Raw genomic sequence first — 20,663 nt, 5'->3', positions numbered from 1 at the left:
AGTGACGAGCGGTGCCACCGACGGCGCGGTTCGAGCCGTCGACGGGCCGGGTCGCGCAGCTTCGACGCGCGACTCGGATACCGGTTTTCGCAGTTCTGTCCGCCGTCGTATACGAGTGTCACCGGAGTCGATCGACCGCCGGGAGAGGAGCGGGACCCGGGTCACTATCGCGAGTAACGTGCTGTTACCGGCGGTAAGCGGGGCCCACTGGCGGACCGCCCGTTCGCGTCGTCTGTGGCGACCTGATGCGTTCGGTATCCGATAACACAAAGTTCGGACTAGCCGTGACCGGGCGGCGGTTGCTCGAGCTTACGTCTCGCGGCGGACTCGTGGGCGGGGGATAACAAAGTGTATCTCGGCCTTGTCCTCAGTCGCATGACTTACGATAGATACACGAAAGCGATAGTCGGAGCCGTCGCTCTGACACTCGTCGTGAGCGCGCTCGCGGCGGGCGGGGCGGCGTCGTCGTTCGCGGCACAGGAAGACGAAGACACGGCGACACAGACCCAGGACACGTCGTACCTCCGGATCGGGCACTTCTCCGCGGACGCGCCCGCGGTGGACGTGTCGGTCGACAACGAGACCGTCGTCGAAGGCGCGGAGTTCGGTGACGTGACCGGGTACCTGGCGCTGGACAGCGGCAACCACACCGCGAACATCACGGTCGCGGATCAGCCCAGCACCGTCCTGTTCGAGGGGAACCTGACCCTCGAACCGCGAACGGTCGGGACGCTCGCCGCTAGCGGCGAGTTCTCCAGCGGGTCCGCGACCGAGTTCGAGCCGGTCATCTTCGAGGACAACGCCTGGGAGCCGGACAACGAGTCCGCTGCCGTCAGCATCGCCCACCTCTCGCCGGACGGACCCGCGGTCGACGTCGTCGTCACCGAAGGCCCGACGGAAGAGACCGAGACGGCGACCGACAACGGGACGGACACGGCCACCGACACGGAGACGGGCACCGAGACGGCCACCGACACGGAGACGGGCACCGAGACGGCGACCGACAACGGGACGGACACGGCCACCGACACGGAGACGGGCACCGAGACGGCGACCGACATCGGAACGGCCACGGAGACGGCCACCGCGCAGGGGTCGCCGAGCGCGACGCCCACCTCGACGGTCGCCGGCGCGACCGATACGGCCACCGAGGCAGGTGCGACCGCGACGCCGACCGATACCGTCGGTGTCGACAACCTGATGCCGGCCCAGCAGGAGGACAACGAGACCTACCTCGCGCAGAACCTCACGTACGGCAACGCCACGGACTACGTGAACGTGCCGGCGGGAGACTACAGAGTCCAGATCCGCTCGAACGAGACCGGTGACGTGCTCTTCGCCACCGACCTCTCGGCCGAGGGCGGCAGCGCCTACTCGGTGTTCGCGGCCGGCTACGCGAACCCCGAGGACGCACCCGCCGGTGCTTCGTTCACCGTCATCCCCGTGGAGGACGCGACGATGACCGTCTCGCTCCCCGAGATGGCGACCGACACCGAGACGGGGACCGAAACGACCACCGACACCGAGACGGAGACCGACACGGAAACCGCCACGGACGACGGGACGGCGACCGAAACCGACACGGCGACCGACACCGGTACCGATACTGTGACCGACACCGGTACCGACACGGCGACCGACACCGGTACCGATACTGTGACCGACACCGGTACCGACACGGCGACCGACACCGGTACCGACACGGCGACCGACACCGGTACCGACACGGCGACCGACACCGGTACCGACACGGCGACCGACACCGGTACCGACACGGCGACCGACACCGGTACCGACACGGCGACCGACACCGGTACCGACACAGCAACTGATACTGGAACCGACACCGGTACGGATACCGGAACCGAGACAGCGACCGACACCGGCGCTGGAACGGCGACCGACACGGCGACGGAAGCCGGCGCGTAGACCCGCGAGCGAGCACTACTTTTTTCGGGCGGCGTCGAACGATGTGACGAGATTCAAGACAGCGGCGCACGAACGCCCGAGCGTGAGCGACGACACGCGGGCGGACGGCGACGACGAGGCGGCCAGTGACGCCGCTCGCGGCGGCCGAGCCGAGTCGGAGACGGCCGACAACGGCTCGAACCCGCGGTACGACCGGGTGACTCGTCACGCGACCGCGGGGCCGTACAACTCCATCTTCCACTGGACCGACGCTCGCCATCCGCTGCGGGTGATGGTCAACTACGTCGTCATCCTGGCCTGCCGGGTGTGCCCGAGCATGCGGCTGAAAAACTGGCTGTTGCGCCGCATCGGCGTCACGGTCGGGACGGGCGTCGCGTGGGGGCTGGAGTCGACGCCGGACGTGTTCTGGCCGGATCTCATCACCGTCGAGGACCACGCGATCGTCGGGTACGACGCGACCGTCCTCTGCCACGAGTTCCTGCAGGAGGAGTACCGGACCGGCGAGGTCGTCGTCGGCGAGCGGGCCATGATCGGCGCCGGCGCCGTCGTCCTCCCGGGCGTCGAAGTCGGCGCGGGGGCACAGGTGGCCGCCAACTCGCTGGTCACCGAGGACGTGCCGGCGGGGGCGACCGTCGCGGGCGTCCCGGCGACCGTTCAGGACGAGGGGTGAACGGGAGCGGACAGTGGCGAGCGGGAGCGGACAGTGGTGAGCGGCGGGAGAGTCCGGCCGGATCAGTTCCGGATGCGGACGATGCCGCTGGAGAAGACCTTCTGGTTGGGGACGATGTACTCCTCGCCGTCGCTCTCGATACGTGTGGTGAACATATCGACTTCCTGGACGATCCCCTCGTTGTCGTCGATGCGGACGCGGTCGCCGATGCTGTACGGTTCCCGAAGCAGGAGGTAGATGCCCGCGGCGCCCGACTGGAGGAGGTCCCAGAAGGCGACGAGTGCGATGACGACGATGGCGAAGGCGTAGACGCCCAGCAGGACGACCAGCGCCATCGTCTCGACGCCGAGCTGACCGAGCGCGATGAGGATGGCGACGTAGAAGAGGCTGTACTTGACGAGTTCGGGGATGACGTTGACCTCCGGCAGCTTGACGCTCCGGAGGCGCTCGCTGACGTGGAGTTTCGCTTTGTCGCCGACGACGAGGCCGATGATCAGCGCGAACGCGGCGACGAACAGGCTCGGGAGGAACTCGACCAGCGTGTTCCAGAACAGGGCCGTGTCGCCCAGTTGAGCGACGTTGACGGCGAGGACGATGGCGAGGACGTAGACGAAGACCGCCGCGATGGTCGAGACGATGCCGACCGTCGACGTGCCGAAACTCCTGGCCGTCCGCTCGAAGGGCGTCCCCTCGACGGCGTCGGAGACGCCGGCGCCCTGCAGGAACTTCCGCGTCCAGCGCCAGACGAGGTAGCTCCCGAACACGCCGAGGAACAGGACCGCGATCGAGGCGGCGAACGCGCCGCGCTCGGAGAACACCGACCGAATGACGTCGGGCCACTCGATCTGCATCAGTACGCCTCCGGATCCAGCTCCAGGATCAGCTCACCCGCCTTGAACGCCCGGACCAGCCCGTCGCTCTCCGACAGGACGATCGCGATGGCGTTCGTGTCCCGCGTGATCGCGCCGGCAGCCATGTGACGCGCCCCCAGCCCCTTCGGGATGTCGACGCCCTCCGCGGAGGGTTCGAGGTAGCGGTAGGCGGAGACGATCTTCCCGGAGTCGGAGATGACGAACGCGCCGTCGAGCCGCGAGAACTCCTTGAGCATCACGTTCACGATCGGGTCGCCGACGTGGACGTGTGACTTCTCGAAGGGGTTGTAGCTGAGCGGCCGGGACTTGTTCATCACCTTCCCGGCGTCGCCGACGACGAACAGCGCGCCGACCGGCTTGCCCTTCTGACCCTTCTTGCCGAGTTCGACCGCCACCTCCAGCACGTCCCGGATGACGGAGGGCTCGGCCCGCGAGTTGGCGAAGAGGCCGTAGACGCCCGACTTCTCGAACTCGTCGGCGCGGACCCGCGCGACCGTGTCGGCGTCCTCGCCGAACACCTTCGCGAGACACACCAGGTCGGCGTCCTCGTCGATGTACCCGTGTTCGACGGCCCCCTCGACGCCGAAGCGGATCTGGTCACGCAGATCCTCGAACTCCAGCGGCAGCTTCACGAACGCGTCGGCCTCCACGTCGTTGTCCGGCCCGACGACGACCACGTCGTCGCCGGCCAGCGTCTCGTAGTGGGACTTCCCCGGCGAGAACAGACAGACCGCGTCCGCGTCGGCGACTAACCCCTCCAGAAACTCGTCGAGCCCGGTCATTGTCGTATCAATTCATCCGACAGGAAAAAGCGTTTCGGCACGTCTGACCCGCGTCACGCGCTCGTCATGCGTGGCGGCCGAGCCGAGAGTCAGCGATTCTCCGTAGCCGCTCGAAACAGCAGTACTATGACAGGTCCGGGAGCGACCGGTAGCGCGCCAGCACGCGGTCGCGAACGTCGGCCATCGGGACGCCGGCGGCGCGGGCCAGCGCGAGCGCGCCGCCCATCGCGACCCCCTCCTTGGCCTCGCCGGCGAGGTACCCGTCGAACGCCGGGTGGTCGCCCTCGTCGAACGCGGGGTCGGTGACCGTCACGGACAGATCCAGCGAGTCGGCGACGGCGTCCAGGTCGACCGACGGGTCCGCGGCCACGAAACTCGTCGTCGCCAGCTCCAGCGTCCCGTCGACGCCGGCGTGGCGCAACAGCGCCGCGACCGTCGCCAGTTGCGTCCCGCCGGCCAGCGTCACGGCCGTGTCGGTCTCCAGACAGCCCAACGCGGTCCCCGCGGCCACGGCGAGCACCGGGTCGCCCATCCGTCGGAGCGCGACCTTCGGCTCGCCCGCCGCCGCGCCCTCGTCGAGACCGCTCGCCGCCAGCCCCTCGGCGACCACCTCGCGCTTGCGCTCGACCGGGTTCTCCGGGAGCGAGGAGGAGACGCCGGCTCCGGCACCCCCGCGCTCGCCGAGCGCCGCCTGGACGCCCAGCGCCGTCGTCGTCCCGCCCGGGATCGACTCGCCCAGATATATCGCGTCGTCGGGCAGCGCTCGCCCGAACTGCCGCGCCGCCTCGAAGGCGCCGTGGGCCGTCGCGACCGGGTCTTCGTCGCGAACGTCGCCGCCCGGTCGCGCGCCGACGGTCACCGTCGGCGCGCCCGTCGGCTCGGCCAGCCCGGCGTCGACGACGGTCAGGTCGAACTCCACCAGGTCCCGAACCGCCCGGGTCACCAGCGCCGGCGTCGGCGTCCCCGTCGGACTCACCGGCACGACCGGCGCCCGGATCGGCTCGCCGTACGCCACTATCTCGGCGTCGGCGCTCGGCGTGTGTACCATCGCCTCGGCGTCGGCGCCTGCGGCGCTGATCCCGTCGATCGTCGCGGTCTCGGTCGTCCCCACCGCGAGCACTACGCGCACAGTCCGTTCCCCCTCGCGGACCGCGTCTCCCGCGCGTCTCCGGGTTCGGTCATACCGACGGGTTCGACGGCGAGGTGTTAACTCCGTCGGCACGGCGGCGGGCTCGCCCGGTCAGATGAAGTCGTCGACGCTCGGCCCGCCCGCGTCGTCGTCGTCCTCGTGTGCCGTCCCGCCGGCCATCAGCGTCAGCGGGTTGCGCGTCTGGAGCCAGACGTGACCCTCGCCGGAGAACTCCGTCACGTAGCCCTCGCCGCCGAGCATCGTCGACTTGATGCTGCCGTCGCGCTGGCGGCTCATCGACAGCCCCTCCGACCAGGCGACGAGGTGGTCCTCGTCGACGGTCAGCGGCTCGCCGGGCTCGACGTCGACCTCGTACATCGACCCGTACGAGGAGACGAACGCCATCCCCTGCCCGGAGATGCCCAGCACCGTCAGCTCCCCCGACGAGAAGAGGTTCGAGGTGTTGTTCAGCTCCGTCGAGCGCTCGACCAGCGGCTCCCACGCCAGTAGCGACCCCGACTGCGACCGGATCGGCCCCCGCTCGCTCACGTTTATCGCCGTGATATCACCGGGGTGGTCGGGCACCAGCGTCACCTCGGCGTCGTCGGCCGTCGCGTAGTAGGTGTTCTCGATCAGCCCCCGCTCGTCGCTCATCGCCCGCTTGGCCATCCCCATCACGCCGTCGTCGCCGCCGATGCTCGTCTCGTTCTCGATGCCCGCCGACTGGGTCATCATCGCACCCGGCTTCGTCTCGATCTCCTCGCCTTCCGCCAGCTCCAGCTCCAGCACCGCGTAGCTGGGTCGCTTGTCGATCGTGTAGCGCATCTCACCCGGGATGTCGCTCACCGATTATTTATACCTTTCCTACAGCTTTCGAGCCCCTTCGCTGAGGACAGTTGCGACGTTCGAGCGACCGCGCCGGAGATGCACGGGGCCGGATTTGAACCGGAATCAGACGTGCTCGCTCGCTCCGCTCGCTGTGCGCGACTGATGGGGCTCGAATCCGCCGGCGATGTTGCTGTTCGCGTACTGCTCGCAGCAAAATGCGCGGGACCGGATTTGAACCGGAGGAAGAGATGCTCACTCCCGACGGTCGCTGCGCGTCCCTTCCGGGGTTCAAATCGGTCCTGCTCTCTCGCTCGTTCGCTACGCTCACTCGCTCGATGCGCGGGACCGGATTTGAACCGGCGGACCTCTACAGGACAGCGTCCTAAGCGCTGCGCCGTTTCCTGGCTTGGCTACCCGCGCGCGTCCGTCGATATCGCCGACGGCGTCAAGAAGGTGTCGTTTGCTTCGACGGGGAGTCAGTCGGCGAACTCGACGCCGCGGAACTCGAAGCGGGCGCCGCCCTCGTCGCTCTCGGTCACCGCGGCCTCCCAGCCGTGAGCGCGCGCGACCTGCCGGACGATCGCCAGCCCGTAGCCGGTGCCGTCCGTGGCCGTCGAGAACCCGGACGCGAACACCTCTCCGCGGTCCGCGGCGGGGATGCCTCGTCCGTCGTCCTCGACGACGACGCAACCGTCCCCGCCGACGCCGACCCTGACTTCGACCGCCCCGCGCTCGTCGCTGGCGACGTCGCGCTCGTTGCCCTCGTCGAGTGCTTGCGAAGCAGGGCTCGTGGCACCGTGTTCCACCGCGTTGATGAACAGGTTCTCGAGCAGTTGTGTCAGCCGGCCGCGGTCGGCGACGACAGTGGCGTCCTCGGCGACGACCAGCGAGCTCTCGCCGGTAGCGATGTGGTCCCAGGCGGTGCGGGCGACTTCGGCGAGCGAGACGGGCTCGGTCTCGCCGAGTTTCTCGCCCCGGCGGGCCGTCCGGAGGAGGTCGCGCAGCAGTTCGTCCATCCGGTCGAGCGCGGAGAGGGCGTCGTCGAGGTGGCGGTCGTCGCCGGTTCGACGGGCCATCTCGATGCGGTGTTTCACGGCGCCCATCGGGTTGCGCAGGTCGTGGCCGATGACGCCGGCGAACTCGTCGAGCCGGTCGTTCTGTTCGCGGAGCCGGCGCTCGCGCTCTTTCTGGTCGGTGATGTCGACGTAGACGGCGTAGCCCACCGCCCGCTCGCCGGACTCGACGGGGATGTTCCGGAAGAGGAACTCCCGGCTCCCGTCGGTGGTCTCGCGCTCTATCTGGACGTGGAGGCGCTCGCCCGCGTGGACGCGCTCGTCGAGCGACGCGGCTTCGTCGCGCTTGCCCTCGGGGACGACCAGGTCGTTGAGCGGTTCGCCGACGGCGACCGCGCGGTCGTAGCCGAACGTCTCGATGAACGCCCGGTTGACCGACTCGACGACCGGCCGACCGTCGACGAACGCGTACTCGATGACCGGGTCCGGCGTGTCGGCGAACAGCGCGTCGAGCCGCCGCTTCGCTCCCCGGTCGCGCTCGCTCGCCCGATCCCGTTCGACCGCGCGGTCGACGGCGTCGACGAGCCCGCGGCCCGACGACGCGGGCACGTACTCGTCGGCGCCGGCGGCGACGGTTCGATGGGCGAGCGACTCGTCCCCGTCGCGCGCGAACACGACGACCGGTAGGGCGTGTGCGCTCCCCACGACCGTCTCGACGGCTTCGACCGCTTCGGCCGCCGAGAGCGCGCCGGTGTCGCAGACCGCGCACTGTGCCCGTTCGGCGGCGAGCGCGTCGCCGACAGAGCCGGGCGTCGACCGGACGACGGCGTAGCCGGCCCGTTCCAGCCGTTCGGGTCCGCCGCTCCCGGTCGCGCCCGTTCTCTCGCCGGTCGCCGACCGCTCGTCGACCCACAGGACCGCCGCGCCGTCGCTCATTGTCCAGCCGTGTGCCCCCCGCTCGTTTACATGTATCGGCCTGGTCGCCGAACCCGATACTGTCGGGTCGCGTCGTGCCGGCGGCGCTCAGTGGGTCGCACCGACGTTCTCCGCGCTCTCCGGGCAGGGCGGGTCCGGCTCGATGGTCGCGTACTCGACGACGCGCTGGCCCAGCGTTCGCACACGCTCGGCGTCGCTCGCCTCGCGCAGCGCCGCGCCCTCGAACTTCGACCGGGCCTTCGGGAGCGCGACCTGATGGGGGACCACCCAGGCGTCGAGCGAGCGGGCGACCGACTGCAGGTGGTCCAGCGAGGTGATCGGGAAGGAGCCACCGGCGACACACAGCAGCCCGACGGTCGTGTGCTCGAACTCGTCGAACCCGCAGTAGTCCAGCGCGGTCTTCAGGACCGACGAGTACGAGCCGTGATAGACGGGCGTCCCGAGGAGGACCGAGTCCGCTCGCCCCACCCGCTCGCGCAGTTCCTCGGCGTCGCCGGCGTCGTCGTCCGCGTCGAACAGGGGTAGATCCAGCTCGCGGAGGTCGATCAGGTCGACGCTGGCACCCCTGTCCTCGGCCTCGTCGAGCGCGATTCGGAGCGCCTTGCGCGTGTAGCTCTCCTCGCGAAGGCTCCCGCAGAGCGCGACCACGTGTGGTTGGTCCGGCAGACGGCGGTCTGCGAGGGGACGGGTGAAAATGACGCCGGTCGCGCCGGTCCGGAGTCGCTCGCCGCGAGACCGACCTGCCGACCGAGCGCCCGCCCGGACGCCCCCGATCACCGCGCCAGACTGGCGACGCCCGCCTCGCGGTCGAACGCCACCAGCCCGTCGTCGTCCAGGTCCGAGAGGAGGCCGGCGAGCCACTCGCGACCGTACTCGCCGTCGGGCGCGTAGTCGACGCGAACGCGCGGTCCGAGTCTGTCCAGTTCGAGTTCGCCGTGTTCGCCGAGGACGTTCACGACGCGTCCACGCATCTGCCGGCGGCTCCCCTCGAAGTCGGGCTGGGTCGGCACGTCGGGTGCGGTGAAGTCGCCCGTGCCGTAGGCGTGACACCACTCGCGCCAGGGACACTCGGCCCCGTCGCAGGCGGGCGACTTCTCGCAGGCCACCCCGCCCAGTTCCATGATCGCGTTGTTCCAGACGCGCGACTCGCCCTCGGGCATCAACTCGGCGGCCACCCGCTCGAAGGCCGCGTCGTCGTCGGGCACATCGAACGCGCGGTAGAGGACGCGCTTGACGTTCGTGTCGACCACCGCGTTCCCGTTGTCGAAGGCGAAGCTCGCGACGGCGTTGGCGGTGTAGGGTCCGACGCCCATCAGCTCGGAGAGCTCGTCGGGCGAGTCGGGGAACTCGCCGCCGTAGTCGTCCTCGACCTGGCCGGCGGCCTCGTGGAGGTACTTCGCGCGGTTGTTGTAGCCGAGGCTGTGGTCGCTCCAGAACCCGACCACGTCGGCGCGGTCGGCCGCCGCGAGCTCGGCGGTCGTCGGCCACCGCTCCAGGAAGGCCTCCCAGGCGGTGACGACCCGACTCAGCTGGGTCTGCTGGCTCATCACCTCCGAGACGAGGATCTCGTAGGGGTCGTCGGTGCGGCGCCAGGGAAAGTCGCGGTGGTCGGCCTCGTACCACGCCACCAGCGCGTCGCGGACGGCGTCGGCGTCCTCGGGGAGGTACTGCTCGCCCGCCGCCGCGTCGGCGTCACTCATCGCCCGTCGGTATCGGCCGAACCCGCTTGTGGGTGGCGATCGGTGTCGGCGGTCGGCCGGCGTCGGTCACCGGCTCACGGCAGCGCCGGGGCGACTACGGCGACGGTGCCGACGGCGCCCTGGACAACTCCCGCGAGCGCGCCGACGACCGTCTCCCAGACCGAGAAGCCGGTGAAGACCGCGAGGAACGTGTCGATCCCGAAAAAGAAGAACACGCTCGCGCCGAACAGGTGGGCCTTCGCCGCGTCGAAGCGGCCCGCGAACGTGCTGAAGAAGTAGGCGTTGGCGAGGCTGATGGGAACGATGACGAGCATCTCGCCGACCCAGATACCCGGGTGGGCGCCGTACTGGACGGCGAGGCTGATCGTCACCAGCTGGGTCTTGTCGCCGAACTCGCCGACCGCCATCAGCGCGAAGATCGGCAGGAAGTTCCCGAAGCGGTCGGGCACGTCCCGGCCCAGCACCGACACGTCGAGGTCGCCGCTCCCGCCGACGCCCGCGTACCCGCCGTCGGTCTCGGCCGCCGCGACCTCCTCGGCGGACGGTTCACCGTCGCTGCCCGGCCGGACGCGTGCGCCCTCGGGGATCGACCGGAGGAGCAACACGCCGAACAGCAGGAACAGCACGCCCGAGACCGCGTCGAGGTACACCGGCGGCAACGCCCCCTTCAGCGCCTGACCGAACCAGATCTCCAGCGCCGTCCAGCCGGCGAAGGCCAGTCCCGCCGCGCCGACGACCGTCAGCGGGCGGAACCGCGTCGCCAGTCCCGCGATGATGAACTGCACCTTCTCGCCGGGCAGGACGACCAGCTGTGCGACCATCGCCGCGAACATCACCGCCAGAAAATCGCTCACGGCGTATCCACCCCCGGCCCGACCGCCGGCCCGGCGGTGCCCCACCGGACGGACCGCGCGTGACGCGTCATATCCGCAAATTAGACCCGTCTAAATCAAAAGCCTGGCGAACGCGGTACCGGGACGCAGGAGGGTGAGGCGTCCGGTGGGTCCGCGTCCGGCGGTCTCACTCCGGGGAGATCACGTCGTCGCGGTCGAGCGGCGTCGCCTCCGTCCAGTAGCGGTCGAAGGCGTCGTCGGCCCACTCGCGGACGGCGGCGTCGTCGGTGTCGATCGAGGCCCGGAGGACGCCGCTGTCGTCTCGGACCAGCAGGTGGACGCGGCCGTCGACGAGGGTGCCCGCGACCGGGACGCCGGCCGACCGGACCCTGACCGCAGCGGTTTCGGCGTCGACGAGCGCGAGGAGGTGGCGACGGAGCGCGCCGTCGCTCGCCAGCGCCTCGACGACGTCCGGCGAGAAGACGCCGCGGAACCGGACCGCCCCGTCGGTCGCCCGGTCGGCCATCAGCGAGAGCGTCTGTTCGTTGAACGCGTGGGAGAAGGCCCGGACCTCCGCGGCGTCGCGCTCCAGGTCGATCAGCCGCTGGACCGGCGCGTTCGGCCGGGTCTCCGTCGGGACGGTTATCGTGGCGTCGGCCAGCCGAGCGAGGTCGAACCCCAGCTCCTCGGTGGGCAGATAGGCCACGATATCCCGGAGGTCCACCTCGAGTTTCAGCGCGTCCAGGAGGTCGGAGAACGCGTCGGCGACGAGCCGGCCCGTCGCCGTCGCCTCGTAGCCACCGTCGGTGCGGCGCGCCCACGAGCGCTCCTCGAAGTCCGCGAGGATACGCCCCAGCGTGGCCTGAGAGGCGCCGGTCTCCTCGGCCAGGGCCGAGCGGCTCCGCGGCCCCGCCGCGAGCGACTGCAACACCGTCACTCGATTGGCCGAGAGCGCCAGGAACTCCACGTCTTCAAGCGCCGCGTCCATATCGGGAGTGGCGCCCGTCGGGCTAAACCGTTTTCGGGCCGGCCGCTTCTCGCCTTCGGCCGCGCTCGCGGGCCGACCGCACGGCGTGACCGACTTTCACGGCGTGCAATCGCGACGACGGGCGCGGCGCTTGCTCGCCGCTCAAGAATTTCTAAACGGAGCTATAAGGGTCCAAGTCGTTGGATATTGTACGATGATCTCTACTACGCATCACCCGTCGCACCGGGAGGTGGCGCCGTGATCGGCCGTCGTACCGTCGCGGCGTTCCTGGCGACCAGCGTCCTCTTCGGCGGGACGTTCGTCGCGGCGAAGGCCGGACTGGCTCACTTCCCCCCGCTGCTGTTCGTCGCGCTCCGGTTCGACGTGGCCGCGGTCGCGCTGTTCGCGTTCGTCGCGCTCACCCGTTCGCGCGAGCAGCTCGTCCCGCGGACGCGGGGCGACCTCGGCGGCATCGTCGCGACCGGGCTGTTCGCCATCGGGCTGACGAACGCCCTGCTGTTCGTCGGCCAGCAGTACGTCACCAGCGGCGTCGGCGCCATCATCGCCAGCCTGAACCCGATCCTGACGCCCGTCTTCGCCGCCGTCCTGCTCGCCGACGAACGCCTCTCGGCGCGCGGCGCGGTCGGCATGGCGTTAGGTCTCCTCGGCGTCGGACTGGTCGCCAGCCCCGACCCCGCGGCGCTGCTCTCGGGCGGCGTCTTCGGCGAGGCGGTACTGCTCGTCAGCGCGGTGTGCGGCGCGCTCGGATCGGTCCTGATCCGCCGGGCCGACGCCGACCTCGACAGCACCGTCCGGGTCGCGTGGGGCCTCCCGCTGGCCGCCCTGGTCACGCACGCCCTGAGTCTCGGAGCCGGCGAGTCGGTCGCCGCGGTGTCGTGGAACGCCGAGGCGCTGCTCGCGCTGGGCTACGTCGCCGTCTTCGCCGGCGCGCTCGCCTACATCGCCTACTTCGGCCTCATCGACTCCGTCGGGGCGATCCGGGCGAACCTCGCGTTCTACGTCGTCCCGCTCGTCGCGACCCTCGGCGGCTGGGCGCTGCTGGGCGAGACGATCTCGGGGCTCGCCGTCGCCGGCTTCCTCGTCGTCTTCGCCGGCTTCGCCGTCATCGGGAGCGAGTCGTTCGCCCGGCCCGGACTCCGGGACACCCTCCCCGGCCGCCTGCTGGCCTCCGAGAGCCTGCGCTCGCTCGACGACGCCTACGCGACCGACGGCGGGACCGACGCGCCCGACGACCGCTCGGCGACCGACCACCCGGTGAGCGACTGCCGGATCGACCCCGATGGCCCGGGCTGTCCCGCCGACGACTGAACCCTCCCCTCGCCGGCCCCACCCTCGTCACTCTCCCTCGAACTCGGGTTCGCGGCTCGCGACGAACGCGCGGACGCCCTCCTCGTGGTCCCCCGTCGACGCGGAGACGATCTGGGCGGCGGCCTCGTTTTCGATGGCCTCATCGAGCGAACTCGTCGGCCCCTGTTCGACGAGCCGCTTCGACTGTTTCAGCGCGACCGTCGGACCCGAGGCGATCCGGTCGACCATCCCCGCGACGCGACCCTCGAACTCGTCGTCGGCGTAGACGTGGTTGAACAGCCCCACATCCTTCGCCCGGTCGGCGTCGATGAGTTCGCCGGTGTACAGCAGTTCCTTCGCGACGTTGTCGCCGACGATCCGCGGGAGGAGGTGCGACGCGCCCGAATCGACGTTGAGGCCGACCTGGCGGAAGCCGAAGCTGATCGACGCCGACTCGCTGGCCAGCAGGAGGTCACAGGCGATCGCGAGCGCGCCGCCGGCGCCGTAGGCGGGCCCGTGGATCTTCGCGACCGTCGGGAGGTCGCAGGTCGCGACCGCCCGCACCGCGCCCGCGGTCTCCTCGACGATGCGTTCGACCCGCTCGTGGGCGGGCGTCTCGCCCTCTCGCGGGTCGCTCCGCTCCCCGCCCGACCGTTCGGAGGGCTCGCTTCGCTCGCCCTCCAGCCCGTCGACCATCGCGTCGATGTCGCCGCCGGCGCAGAAGGTGGGGCCGTTCCCGGCGAGGACGACGCAGCGGGCCTCCTCGGGGACCGCCTCGATCGCGTCGATGAGGTCGGTGGCGACGCCGCTGGTCAGCGCGTTGCGCATCTCCGGGTGGTCGAGCGTGACTGTCGCGACGCCGTCGGCCACGTCGACCGTGACGTGTTCCATGGCCTCACGGTGGGCCGCCGCCCGGTTAAGCGTGCGTGGCGCGCGGGAGTCGCCGTCCCTCTCCCACGGCGTCGCTCCCCCACTCGTTTGGGGGTACTTTGAGGTACGAGCCCGGCGTCGTCCCCGTATGAGAGTCCACTGGCACCGCCGGGACCTCCGGACGGCGGACAACCGGGGGCTGGCCGCCGCGGCGGGCGATCTGCCGGACGTGCCCGCCGACGGACCGGTCGTCCCGCTGTTCGTCTTCGACCGCGACGTGCTCGCCCACGCCGGGCCGCCCCGCGTCGCGTTCATGCTCGACGCGCTCGACTCGCTGCGGACGTGGTATCGCGAGCGCGGGAGCGACCTGGTGGTCCGTCACGGCGACCCCCGCGAGGTCGTCCCCGCCGTCGCCGAGGCGTTCGACGCCGACGCCGTCACCTGGGGCGCCGAGGTCTCCGGACTGGGCCGCGAGCGCGACGCCGCGGTCCGGCAGGCGCTCGACGACGTCGACGTGGCCCGTCGTTCCGTCGAGGACGCCCTGCTCCACGAGCCCGGCTCGATCCGAACCAACCAGGGGGAGGTGTACTCCGTGTTCACCTACTTCTGGAAGAAGTGGCGCGACCGGGAGAAAGAGGCCCCCGCCCCGGCGCCCGAGGAGGGGGACCTCGCAGACCTCGACGTGGGCGGTCTCGACCACGGCGACCCGCTCCCCACCCTCGACGACCTGGGGTTCGACGAACCCGAGGCCGACGTGCCCCCGGCGAGCACCGACGTCGCTCGCGACCTCCTCGACGCCTTCTGCGAGGGCGACGTGTACGACTACGACGACCGCCGGGACTACCCCGCCGACGAGTGTACGTCCCGGCTCTCGGCCCACCTGAAGTTCGGGACTATCGGCGTCCGCGAGGTCCACGAGGCGGTCCGCGAGGCCAAATCCGCGGCCGCGGGTGCCGACTACGACTCCGCCGAGGAGTTCGAGTCACAGCTCGCCTGGCGGGAGTTCTACCACCACGTCCTCTGGAACGAGCCGGGCGTCGTCACGGAGAACTTCAAAGAGTACGAGCGCCCCATCGAGTGGAACCGCGACCCCGAGGCGCTCCGGGCATGGAAGGACGGCGAGACGGGCTACCCCGTCGTCGACGCGGGGATGCGCCAGTTGCGGCGGGAAGCCTACATGCACAACCGCGTGCGGATGATCGTCGCCTCCTTTCTGACGAAGGATCTCCTGATCGACTGGCGGGAGGGCTACGACTGGTTCCGGGAGAAACTGGTCGACCACGACACCGCCAACGACAACGGCGGCTGGCAGTGGGCCGCCTCGACCGGCACGGACGCCCAGCCCTATTTCCGCGTGTTCAACCCGATGACACAGGGCGAGCGTTACGACCCCGACGCCGAGTACATCCGCGAGTACGTCCCCGAACTGTCGGACGTGCCCGCCGACGCGATCCACGAGTGGCACGAACTGGACCAGGGTCGCCGCGAGATGCTGGCGCCCGAGTATCCCGCGCCGATCGTCGACCACGGCCGCCGACGCGAGCAGGCCATCGACATGTTCGAGCGATCGCGGGCCGACGACTGACGGAGCGGTCGGCACCGCCGAGACCTCTCTCAGCGCCGAGGGGTCGCGGACGCCCGGCGGGTCGACGGATTCGGCCGCGTCCCGCGGGTCAGGCTCCGTCCGTGTCAACCGTGCGTGACAAGATCTCCCATCCAGTTCCTCAAACTTTAACAGGTATCCAGCCGACCGCTAGAGTGGAGGAGATATCTATGACAGAACATTCCGATCCCGAGCTTCCGCCGCTCCCGTACGACTACGACGCGCTCGAACCGCACGTGAGCGAGCAGGTGCTCACGTGGCATCACGACACCCACCATCAGGGGTACGTCAACGGCCTCGAATCCGCCGAGGAGACGCTCGCCGACAACCGCGAGTCCGGCGACTTCGGTTCCTCGGCCGGTGCGCTGGGCAACGTCACCCACAACGGCTCCGGCCACTACCTGCACACGCTGTTCTGGGACAACATGTCCCCGAACGGCGGCGGCGAGCCGGAGGGTGACCTCCGCGACCGCATCGAGGAGGACTTCGGCTCCTACGAGGGCTGGAAGGGCGAGTTCGAGGCCGCCGCCGGCGCCGCCGGCGGCTGGGCGCTGCTCGTGTACGACCCGGTCGCCAAGCAGCTGCGCAACGTGGCCGTCGACAAGCACGACCAGGGCGCGCTGTGGGGTTCCCACCCCATCATGGCTCTGGACGTCTGGGAGCACTCGTACTACTACGACTACGGCCCGGACCGCGGCAGCTTCATCGACGCCTTCTTCGAGGTCGTCGACTGGGACGAGGTCGCAGACCAGTACGAGACCGCAGTCGGCCACTTCGAGTAACGACGAGTCAGTTCACCATCACCGTTTTTTTCGCGCCCGACCGGCCAGCCGCCGGGCCGCGCTCCATCGACCAGCCGCCGGGCCGCGCTCCATCGACCAGCCGCCGGGCCGCGCTCCATCGACCAGCCGCCGGGCCGCGCTCCATCGACCAGCCGCCGGGCCGCGCTCCGCCGGGAGCGACCTCGAGACCCGCCGTCCCCGTTTCGAGGGCTTTAGGCGTCGACCGGGTGTACCCGAGTCCATGCCACAACCGAAAGCCGACTTCGACGACCTGCGACCGCTGGAGTTCCACGAACCGGCGGAGATCCTCGACGCCGACCAACTCTACACCATCTACGAGGTCGGCCGTCTGTTGCAGGGGCTCGACGCCGAGGCCGAGCTGGACATCGAGACGGAGAACGTCCTGCTGGACTGGGCGATTCCGTGGATGATGGGCCACAGCGAGCAGTTCGTCTTCGCCGAACCCGAGGCCGACGGCGAACCGGGCTACTACGGGCTCGCGCCGGGCGTCGACGCCGACGGCACCGCCGAGCAATGACGCGCGGTCGGGGACGAGACCGGGAGGGGGAGGGGGAGCGCGACCGATGAGGCTGCTCGTCGCCGGGGGGTCGCGCGTCGACGCCGGCAAGACCACCTTCTCGGTGGGACTGGTCGCCCGGACCGGCGCCGTGGGGTTCAAGCCCCGCGCCGGCAACGACTACTGGTTCGACCACGACGACTTCCTGAACGCGACCGCCGACGGCCGTCTCTACGGCAAGGACGCTCGCAAGCTCGCCGCCGCCAGCCCCGCCGATGTGACGCCCGAGGACGTCAACGCCGTCCACCGACTCTGGCGACCCAGCCCGGGCGGCGGGACCGGCCTGCTGGGGAAAGACGACCGGGAGTTCCTCGTCGACCGCGTCGGCGAATCGTTCGTCGTCAACGGCACGGTCGACCTCCCGGAGTCGGTCCTGGAGTCGCTCCCACTGGCCGACGCGCCGCGCGTCTCCTCGGTCGAGGGGTTCAACGAGGAGATGACCGACCGCCATCTCGCCGAACAGCGGTCGCTGCTGGGAGAGATCGAGGCGACCGAGCGCGCCGTCGTCGAGTCCTACGCCGACGTGGCCCGTCCGTTCCGGGAGATCGACCCCGACGCCGTCGCCGTGGTCGAGCCGGGCCGGGTCCGCGTCTACGACGGCGCTCGCTACGCGAAGGGGTGTGCAATCGCCAGCGGCGGCCCCGACGCCGGCCAACTGGAGGAGCGCGTCGACGACGTGACCGACCTGATCGAACCGAAAGCCGATGCCCGACTCCCGCCGCTGTCGAAGGGCGAACGCGGCGACCCCGCGGCCGTCGCCGACGCCTACGAACACGCCTACGACACCGTCCTCGCCGCCGCCTTCGAGTGACCCGCCGGCTCGCCTCCGGTGTCGTGTGCGGATCGACCGCGGAAAATACAGTAGAATTTGAAAGACATCGCTCGGATGACCGCATGCAGTCGTGCGGTCGACCGTGCAAACGCTCTCAAATTCTACTATAGCTCCCGTTACCTCTTCGACAGCTCGGTGCAGGCAGTACGAACAGGTACCTGAGACCCACGACGGATCGAAAGTTAACACATATATCCGACAGCCGTGTCCTCTTACTTTATATGCGATTCTGTGACGAGTGCGGTTCGATGATGCACACGGAGGGCGAGACGTGGGTGTGTCGCTCCTGTGAGAACGAGGCGCCGCGGGACTCGCAAGCGGAAGCGGCGATGGCGACTCAGGATGGACAGCAAGACGACGGGGCACCCGCCGTGGCCGACGTGACCCAGCGCTCCACCGAGACGATGCAGGAGCCCTGTCCGGCCGAGGACTGCGACAGCGACCGGGCCTACTACGAGATGCTGCCGAAGCCGGGCGGCTCCTACGAGGTTCGGCTGTTCACCTGCGTCGACTGCGGCCACAAGTGGCGCGAGTCCTGACGGCCCATCTCGCGAGCCCCGCCGCCGGCGGCCTTCGACGCGACCGCTACCGCGACAGCAACGCCATCACCGCGCCGCCGCCGCCGACGCTCACTCGCGACGCCGCCGGCGGCCTTCGACGCGACCGCTATCGCGACAGCAACGCCATCACCGCGCCGCCGCCGCCGACGCTCACTCGCGACGCCGCCGGCGGCCTTCGACGCAACCGCTACCGTGACAGCAACGCCATCACCGCGCCGCCGCCGCCGACGCTCATCCCCACCACCCCGTAGTCGTGGTCCTCCCGAACCATCGCGTGAGCGAGCGTCGTCGTCAGTATCCCGCCGCTGGCGCCGATGGGGTGACCCAGCGCGACCGCGCCGCCGAGGGGGTTCAGCCGTTCCTCCGGAATCGCCAGCCGGTCGCGCACGTAGACGGTCTGGGCCGCGAACGCCTCGTTGACCTCGTAGTGGTCCACGTCGTCGACCGCCAGGTCGTTCCGGTCGAGCAATCCCTCGATCGCGTCGCCGACGGCCTGCGAGAACTCCGCGGGGTCGCGGTAGGCGACGGCGTAGTCCTCGACGTGGACCATCGGGCCGAGCCCGTGCTCGCGGGCCGCCTCCGCGCTGGCGAGGACGACCCCGCCCGCGCCGTCGGCGAGTTTCGACGCGTTCCCGGGCGTGATGGTCCCCTCGTCGCGAAACGCCGCCGGGAGTCCCCCGAGTCGGTCCAGCGAGGTGTCGGCCCGCGGCCCCTCGTCGGTCGTGACGAGTCGGTCGTCGACTTCGACGGGGACGAGTTCCTCGTCGAAGCGGCCCTCCTCGATCGACTCGGCGGCGTGACGGTTGCTCCGCAGGGCGTAGCGGTCCTGTTGCTCCCGGGAGATGCCGTGGGCCTCGGCCAGCCGCTCGGTGAGTTCGCCCATGTGGGCGTCGTAGCCCACGTCCCACAGCGCGTCGAAGATCATCGAGTCGACGAGTTCGGTGTCGCCGTGGCGGCGACCCTCGCGGAGGTCGCGGAGGAGATAGGGGGCGTTGGACATCGACTCCATGCCGCCGCCGACGGCGATGTCCGCTCGGCCGGCCGCGATGCGGTCCGCGGCGAGGGTGATGGCGCGCAGTCCAGACCCCGACGCCTCGTTGACGGTCGTCGCCGGCGTGTCCTCGGGGAGCCCCGCCCGCGTGACCGCCTGCCGGGCGGGGACCTGGCCGACGCCCGCCTGGACGGCGTTGCCCAGACCGACCCAGTCCAGATCCTCGGGTTCGACGCCCGAGCGGTCGATCAGGTCCTCCAGTACCGTCGCGCCCAGGTCCGGCGCGCGCACGTCCGAGAGCGAGCCGAGCATCGCGCCGTGGGCCGTCCGCGAGCCGTCGACTATCACTACGTCTGTCATGTGGCAGCGGTTCGCGTGGCTCCGTTATCCGTGTTGTGCCGGGGCCCGGTGAAGATCGGTCGGGCCCGACTCGCCCGTTAGTTCTCGTCTTCGGCGGCCTCGCGCAGGTCGGCGAGGTGGTTTCGGACGACGCGGAGCGTCGCGTCGGCGTCGGCGTAGCCGTCGTCGTATTCGGAGAGCGCTGCGTCGGTCCTGTCGAGAAAGTCCTCGACTGCTGTGTCAAGTTCGTCGGTCATCATCTCACCTCGTAGGAGACGCCGGTGTCGCGGAGGGCGTCGGTCACGCGGCCGACGCCGTCGGCCATGGCGACGACGACCACCGAGAGGCCGCGCGAGGCGGCGTCTGCGGCTACTTCTCCGGCGGCGAAGTACGTCGCGGGGTCGACGCCCAGCGACCGGAGCGCGCCGACGGCCTCGACGCCGGAGGCGACAACGAGGTCCGCGCCCTCGCAGGCGTCGGCCAGATCGGCGAGGCGGTCGTCGTCGGGACGGCCCGAGCGGATCGACGGGACCTGGAGGACGCGCACCTCGCCGGGGTCGAGGTCGATGACGCCCTCGAATCCGGTGACGCCGACGACCTCGCCGGCGTTGGCGTCGGTGGTGGCGACGCCGGTGGCGGCCGCCGTCTCGGTCGCCTCGTCGGCGGTGACGGGAGACGCGTGCTGGAGCCCGTCGCGCATCGACAGGGAGACGGTGTCGCCCTCGGCGATGGCGTCGGTCGCGATCGCGGCGTCCTCCTGGACGGAGCCCAGCACGTCGTCGGTGACGTGCTCGGCGAACCGGCGCACGTCCGCGGCGGCCTGGAGCGTCCAGTCGACGCCCTCGGTGGTGACGCGATAGCGCGAGCGGCCCTGTTTCTCGACGAGGCCGTCCTCGACGAGGTCGCGGATGTACTCGCTGACCGCCTGGCTGGTCACGCCGACGGCCTCGGCGATCTCCCCCTGGCTGACCGCCGGCTGGCGCTCGGCGATCTCCACGAGGACGCGGAACCGCGTCGCCGCGCGCTTGTTCGCGAGGACGTCGACCATACTCCCGTCTGGGGACCCCGCCGGTATAAATCTCCCCGCCGGCGCCCGGTCCTCGCCCGCCGAGTCCGTCACCGACTCCCACACTCGGGAAAGC

At 70.3% G+C, this 20,663-nt stretch carries 22 protein-coding genes and 1 tRNA gene; 9 read left to right on the top strand and 14 right to left on the bottom strand.

All coding sequences use genetic code 11. The features are described 5' to 3' along the window. Window positions 1–432: 432 nt before the first annotated feature. Both HZS55_RS19955 and HZS55_RS19950 read left to right on the top strand, forming a co-directional pair. A complete protein-coding gene (locus HZS55_RS19955; protein ID WP_246308308.1) occupies window positions 433–1,929 on the top strand; it encodes a DUF4397 domain-containing protein in 1,497 nt (498 codons plus the stop codon). A gap of 196 nt (window positions 1,930–2,125) precedes the next feature. Further along, the gene (locus tag HZS55_RS19950; RefSeq protein WP_179911932.1) at window positions 2,126–2,599 is read left to right on the top strand and encodes an acyltransferase; all 474 of its coding nucleotides are present in this window, start codon (window positions 2,126–2,128) and stop codon (window positions 2,597–2,599) included. Window positions 2,600–2,661: 62 nt separating this feature from the next. On the opposite strand, the gene HZS55_RS19945 is transcribed toward HZS55_RS19950, so the two are convergent. The 10 genes from HZS55_RS19945 to HZS55_RS19900 all read right to left on the bottom strand — a co-directional run bounded on the left by HZS55_RS19945 (window position 2,662) and on the right by HZS55_RS19900 (window position 11,680). Continuing rightward, the gene (locus HZS55_RS19945) at window positions 2,662–3,450 is read right to left on the bottom strand and encodes a mechanosensitive ion channel family protein (RefSeq protein WP_179909297.1); all 789 of its coding nucleotides are present in this window, start codon (window positions 3,448–3,450) and stop codon (window positions 2,662–2,664) included. Next, window positions 3,450–4,253, bottom strand: coding sequence for a diadenylate cyclase DacZ (dacZ, locus tag HZS55_RS19940; RefSeq protein WP_179909296.1), 804 nt, complete (start codon window positions 4,251–4,253; stop codon window positions 3,450–3,452). The genes HZS55_RS19945 and dacZ overlap by 1 nt, the downstream gene beginning before the upstream one ends. 124 nt (window positions 4,254–4,377) lie before the next feature. Continuing rightward, window positions 4,378–5,382, bottom strand: coding sequence for a nicotinate-nucleotide--dimethylbenzimidazole phosphoribosyltransferase (locus HZS55_RS19935; protein WP_179909295.1), 1,005 nt, complete (start codon window positions 5,380–5,382; stop codon window positions 4,378–4,380). 111 nt (window positions 5,383–5,493) lie between these two features. Continuing rightward, the gene (locus HZS55_RS19930; RefSeq protein WP_179909294.1) at window positions 5,494–6,207 is read right to left on the bottom strand and encodes a TIGR00266 family protein; all 714 of its coding nucleotides are present in this window, start codon (window positions 6,205–6,207) and stop codon (window positions 5,494–5,496) included. A gap of 339 nt (window positions 6,208–6,546) precedes the next feature. After that, a tRNA-Leu gene (locus HZS55_RS19925) sits at window positions 6,547–6,630 on the bottom strand. Between the two features lie 56 nt (window positions 6,631–6,686). Next, the gene (locus tag HZS55_RS19920; protein ID WP_179909293.1) at window positions 6,687–8,159 is read right to left on the bottom strand and encodes an ATP-binding protein; all 1,473 of its coding nucleotides are present in this window, start codon (window positions 8,157–8,159) and stop codon (window positions 6,687–6,689) included. 87 nt (window positions 8,160–8,246) lie between these two features. Beyond that, entirely contained in the window at window positions 8,247–8,825 is a 579-nt protein-coding gene (locus HZS55_RS19915; RefSeq protein ID WP_179911931.1) for an NADPH-dependent FMN reductase, read from the bottom strand. Window positions 8,826–8,932: 107 nt separating this feature from the next. Continuing rightward, complete coding sequence (locus tag HZS55_RS19910) at window positions 8,933–9,859, bottom strand: HhH-GPD family protein (protein WP_179909292.1); 927 nt, start codon at window positions 9,857–9,859, stop codon at window positions 8,933–8,935. Window positions 9,860–9,933: 74 nt separating this feature from the next. After that, window positions 9,934–10,713, bottom strand: coding sequence for a TMEM165/GDT1 family protein (locus HZS55_RS19905; protein WP_179909291.1), 780 nt, complete (start codon window positions 10,711–10,713; stop codon window positions 9,934–9,936). A gap of 166 nt (window positions 10,714–10,879) precedes the next feature. Next, complete coding sequence (locus HZS55_RS19900; RefSeq protein WP_179909290.1) at window positions 10,880–11,680, bottom strand: helix-turn-helix transcriptional regulator; 801 nt, start codon at window positions 11,678–11,680, stop codon at window positions 10,880–10,882. 237 nt (window positions 11,681–11,917) lie between these two features. Between HZS55_RS19900 and HZS55_RS19895 the strand changes: the two genes are divergently transcribed. After that, window positions 11,918–12,988 (top strand): DMT family transporter, encoded by a 1,071-nt coding sequence (locus HZS55_RS19895; RefSeq protein WP_179909289.1) that lies wholly within the window; start codon window positions 11,918–11,920, stop codon window positions 12,986–12,988. A 27-nt stretch (window positions 12,989–13,015) separates the two neighbouring features. Here HZS55_RS19895 and HZS55_RS19890 read toward each other — a convergent pair whose 3' ends face one another. Next, entirely contained in the window at window positions 13,016–13,858 is an 843-nt protein-coding gene (locus tag HZS55_RS19890) for an enoyl-CoA hydratase/isomerase family protein (RefSeq protein ID WP_179909288.1), read from the bottom strand. A 127-nt stretch (window positions 13,859–13,985) separates the two neighbouring features. Between HZS55_RS19890 and HZS55_RS19885 the strand changes: the two genes are divergently transcribed. From HZS55_RS19885 to HZS55_RS19860, 6 genes are all read left to right on the top strand, one after another. After that, window positions 13,986–15,422, top strand: a complete 1,437-nt coding sequence (locus HZS55_RS19885) for a cryptochrome/photolyase family protein (protein WP_179909287.1) — start codon at window positions 13,986–13,988, stop codon at window positions 15,420–15,422. Window positions 15,423–15,610: 188 nt separating this feature from the next. Continuing rightward, window positions 15,611–16,222 (top strand): superoxide dismutase, encoded by a 612-nt coding sequence (sod, locus tag HZS55_RS19880; protein WP_179909286.1) that lies wholly within the window; start codon window positions 15,611–15,613, stop codon window positions 16,220–16,222. Between the two features lie 241 nt (window positions 16,223–16,463). Then, on the top strand, window positions 16,464–16,760 hold the full coding sequence (locus HZS55_RS19875; protein ID WP_179909285.1) for a DUF5827 family protein: 297 nt from the start codon (window positions 16,464–16,466) through the stop codon (window positions 16,758–16,760). Between the two features lie 46 nt (window positions 16,761–16,806). Next, complete coding sequence (locus tag HZS55_RS19870) at window positions 16,807–17,610, top strand: ATPase (protein WP_179909284.1); 804 nt, start codon at window positions 16,807–16,809, stop codon at window positions 17,608–17,610. A 242-nt stretch (window positions 17,611–17,852) separates the two neighbouring features. Beyond that, on the top strand, window positions 17,853–18,170 hold the full coding sequence (locus tag HZS55_RS19865; RefSeq protein ID WP_179909283.1) for an RPA12/RPB9/RPC11 RNA polymerase family protein: 318 nt from the start codon (window positions 17,853–17,855) through the stop codon (window positions 18,168–18,170). Beyond that, on the top strand, window positions 18,155–18,442 hold the full coding sequence (locus tag HZS55_RS19860; protein WP_179909282.1) for a hypothetical protein: 288 nt from the start codon (window positions 18,155–18,157) through the stop codon (window positions 18,440–18,442). Before HZS55_RS19865 ends, HZS55_RS19860 begins: the two co-directional genes overlap by 16 nt. Here the strand turns inward: HZS55_RS19860 and HZS55_RS19855 are convergent. The 3 genes from HZS55_RS19855 to HZS55_RS19845 all read right to left on the bottom strand — a co-directional run bounded on the left by HZS55_RS19855 (window position 18,379) and on the right by HZS55_RS19845 (window position 20,569). Continuing rightward, the gene (locus tag HZS55_RS19855) at window positions 18,379–19,542 is read right to left on the bottom strand and encodes a thiolase family protein (protein ID WP_179909281.1); all 1,164 of its coding nucleotides are present in this window, start codon (window positions 19,540–19,542) and stop codon (window positions 18,379–18,381) included. The two genes, HZS55_RS19860 and HZS55_RS19855, sit on opposite strands and share 64 nt — an antisense overlap. A gap of 77 nt (window positions 19,543–19,619) precedes the next feature. Next, window positions 19,620–19,778, bottom strand: coding sequence for a hypothetical protein (locus HZS55_RS19850; RefSeq protein ID WP_179909280.1), 159 nt, complete (start codon window positions 19,776–19,778; stop codon window positions 19,620–19,622). After that, the gene (locus HZS55_RS19845; RefSeq protein ID WP_179909279.1) at window positions 19,778–20,569 is read right to left on the bottom strand and encodes a DUF7839 domain-containing protein; all 792 of its coding nucleotides are present in this window, start codon (window positions 20,567–20,569) and stop codon (window positions 19,778–19,780) included. The genes HZS55_RS19850 and HZS55_RS19845 overlap by 1 nt, the downstream gene beginning before the upstream one ends. Window positions 20,570–20,663: the final 94 nt, after the last annotated feature.

The organism is Halosimplex rubrum, from assembly GCF_013415885.1.
GTDB classification, from domain to species: domain Archaea; phylum Halobacteriota; class Halobacteria; order Halobacteriales; family Haloarculaceae; genus Halosimplex; species Halosimplex rubrum.
This window is presented reverse-complemented; position numbering and strand designations above follow the sequence as displayed.

Excerpts from the sequence above, each read along its gene's own strand:
- HZS55_RS19865 (WP_179909283.1), top strand. The coding sequence starts at position 17,853 with ATGCGATTCTGTGACGAGTGCGGTTCGATGATGCACACGGAGGGCGAG.
- HZS55_RS19885 (WP_179909287.1), top strand. The coding sequence starts at position 13,986 with ATGAGAGTCCACTGGCACCGCCGGGACCTCCGGACGGCGGACAACCGG.
- HZS55_RS19910 (WP_179909292.1), bottom strand. The coding sequence starts at position 9,859 with ATGAGTGACGCCGACGCGGCGGCGGGCGAGCAGTACCTCCCCGAGGAC.
- HZS55_RS19930 (WP_179909294.1), bottom strand. The coding sequence starts at position 6,207 with ATGCGCTACACGATCGACAAGCGACCCAGCTACGCGGTGCTGGAGCTG.
- HZS55_RS19850 (WP_179909280.1), bottom strand. The coding sequence starts at position 19,778 with ATGACCGACGAACTTGACACAGCAGTCGAGGACTTTCTCGACAGGACC.
- HZS55_RS19945 (WP_179909297.1), bottom strand. The coding sequence starts at position 3,450 with ATGCAGATCGAGTGGCCCGACGTCATTCGGTCGGTGTTCTCCGAGCGC.
- dacZ (WP_179909296.1), bottom strand. The coding sequence starts at position 4,253 with ATGACCGGGCTCGACGAGTTTCTGGAGGGGTTAGTCGCCGACGCGGAC.
- HZS55_RS19920 (WP_179909293.1), bottom strand. The coding sequence starts at position 8,159 with ATGAGCGACGGCGCGGCGGTCCTGTGGGTCGACGAGCGGTCGGCGACC.
- HZS55_RS19855 (WP_179909281.1), bottom strand. The coding sequence starts at position 19,542 with ATGACAGACGTAGTGATAGTCGACGGCTCGCGGACGGCCCACGGCGCG.
- HZS55_RS19890 (WP_179909288.1), bottom strand. The coding sequence starts at position 13,858 with ATGGAACACGTCACGGTCGACGTGGCCGACGGCGTCGCGACAGTCACG.
- HZS55_RS19845 (WP_179909279.1), bottom strand. The coding sequence starts at position 20,569 with ATGGTCGACGTCCTCGCGAACAAGCGCGCGGCGACGCGGTTCCGCGTC.
- HZS55_RS19875 (WP_179909285.1), top strand. The coding sequence starts at position 16,464 with ATGCCACAACCGAAAGCCGACTTCGACGACCTGCGACCGCTGGAGTTC.
- HZS55_RS19870 (WP_179909284.1), top strand. The coding sequence starts at position 16,807 with ATGAGGCTGCTCGTCGCCGGGGGGTCGCGCGTCGACGCCGGCAAGACC.
- HZS55_RS19900 (WP_179909290.1), bottom strand. The coding sequence starts at position 11,680 with ATGGACGCGGCGCTTGAAGACGTGGAGTTCCTGGCGCTCTCGGCCAAT.
- sod (WP_179909286.1), top strand. The coding sequence starts at position 15,611 with ATGACAGAACATTCCGATCCCGAGCTTCCGCCGCTCCCGTACGACTAC.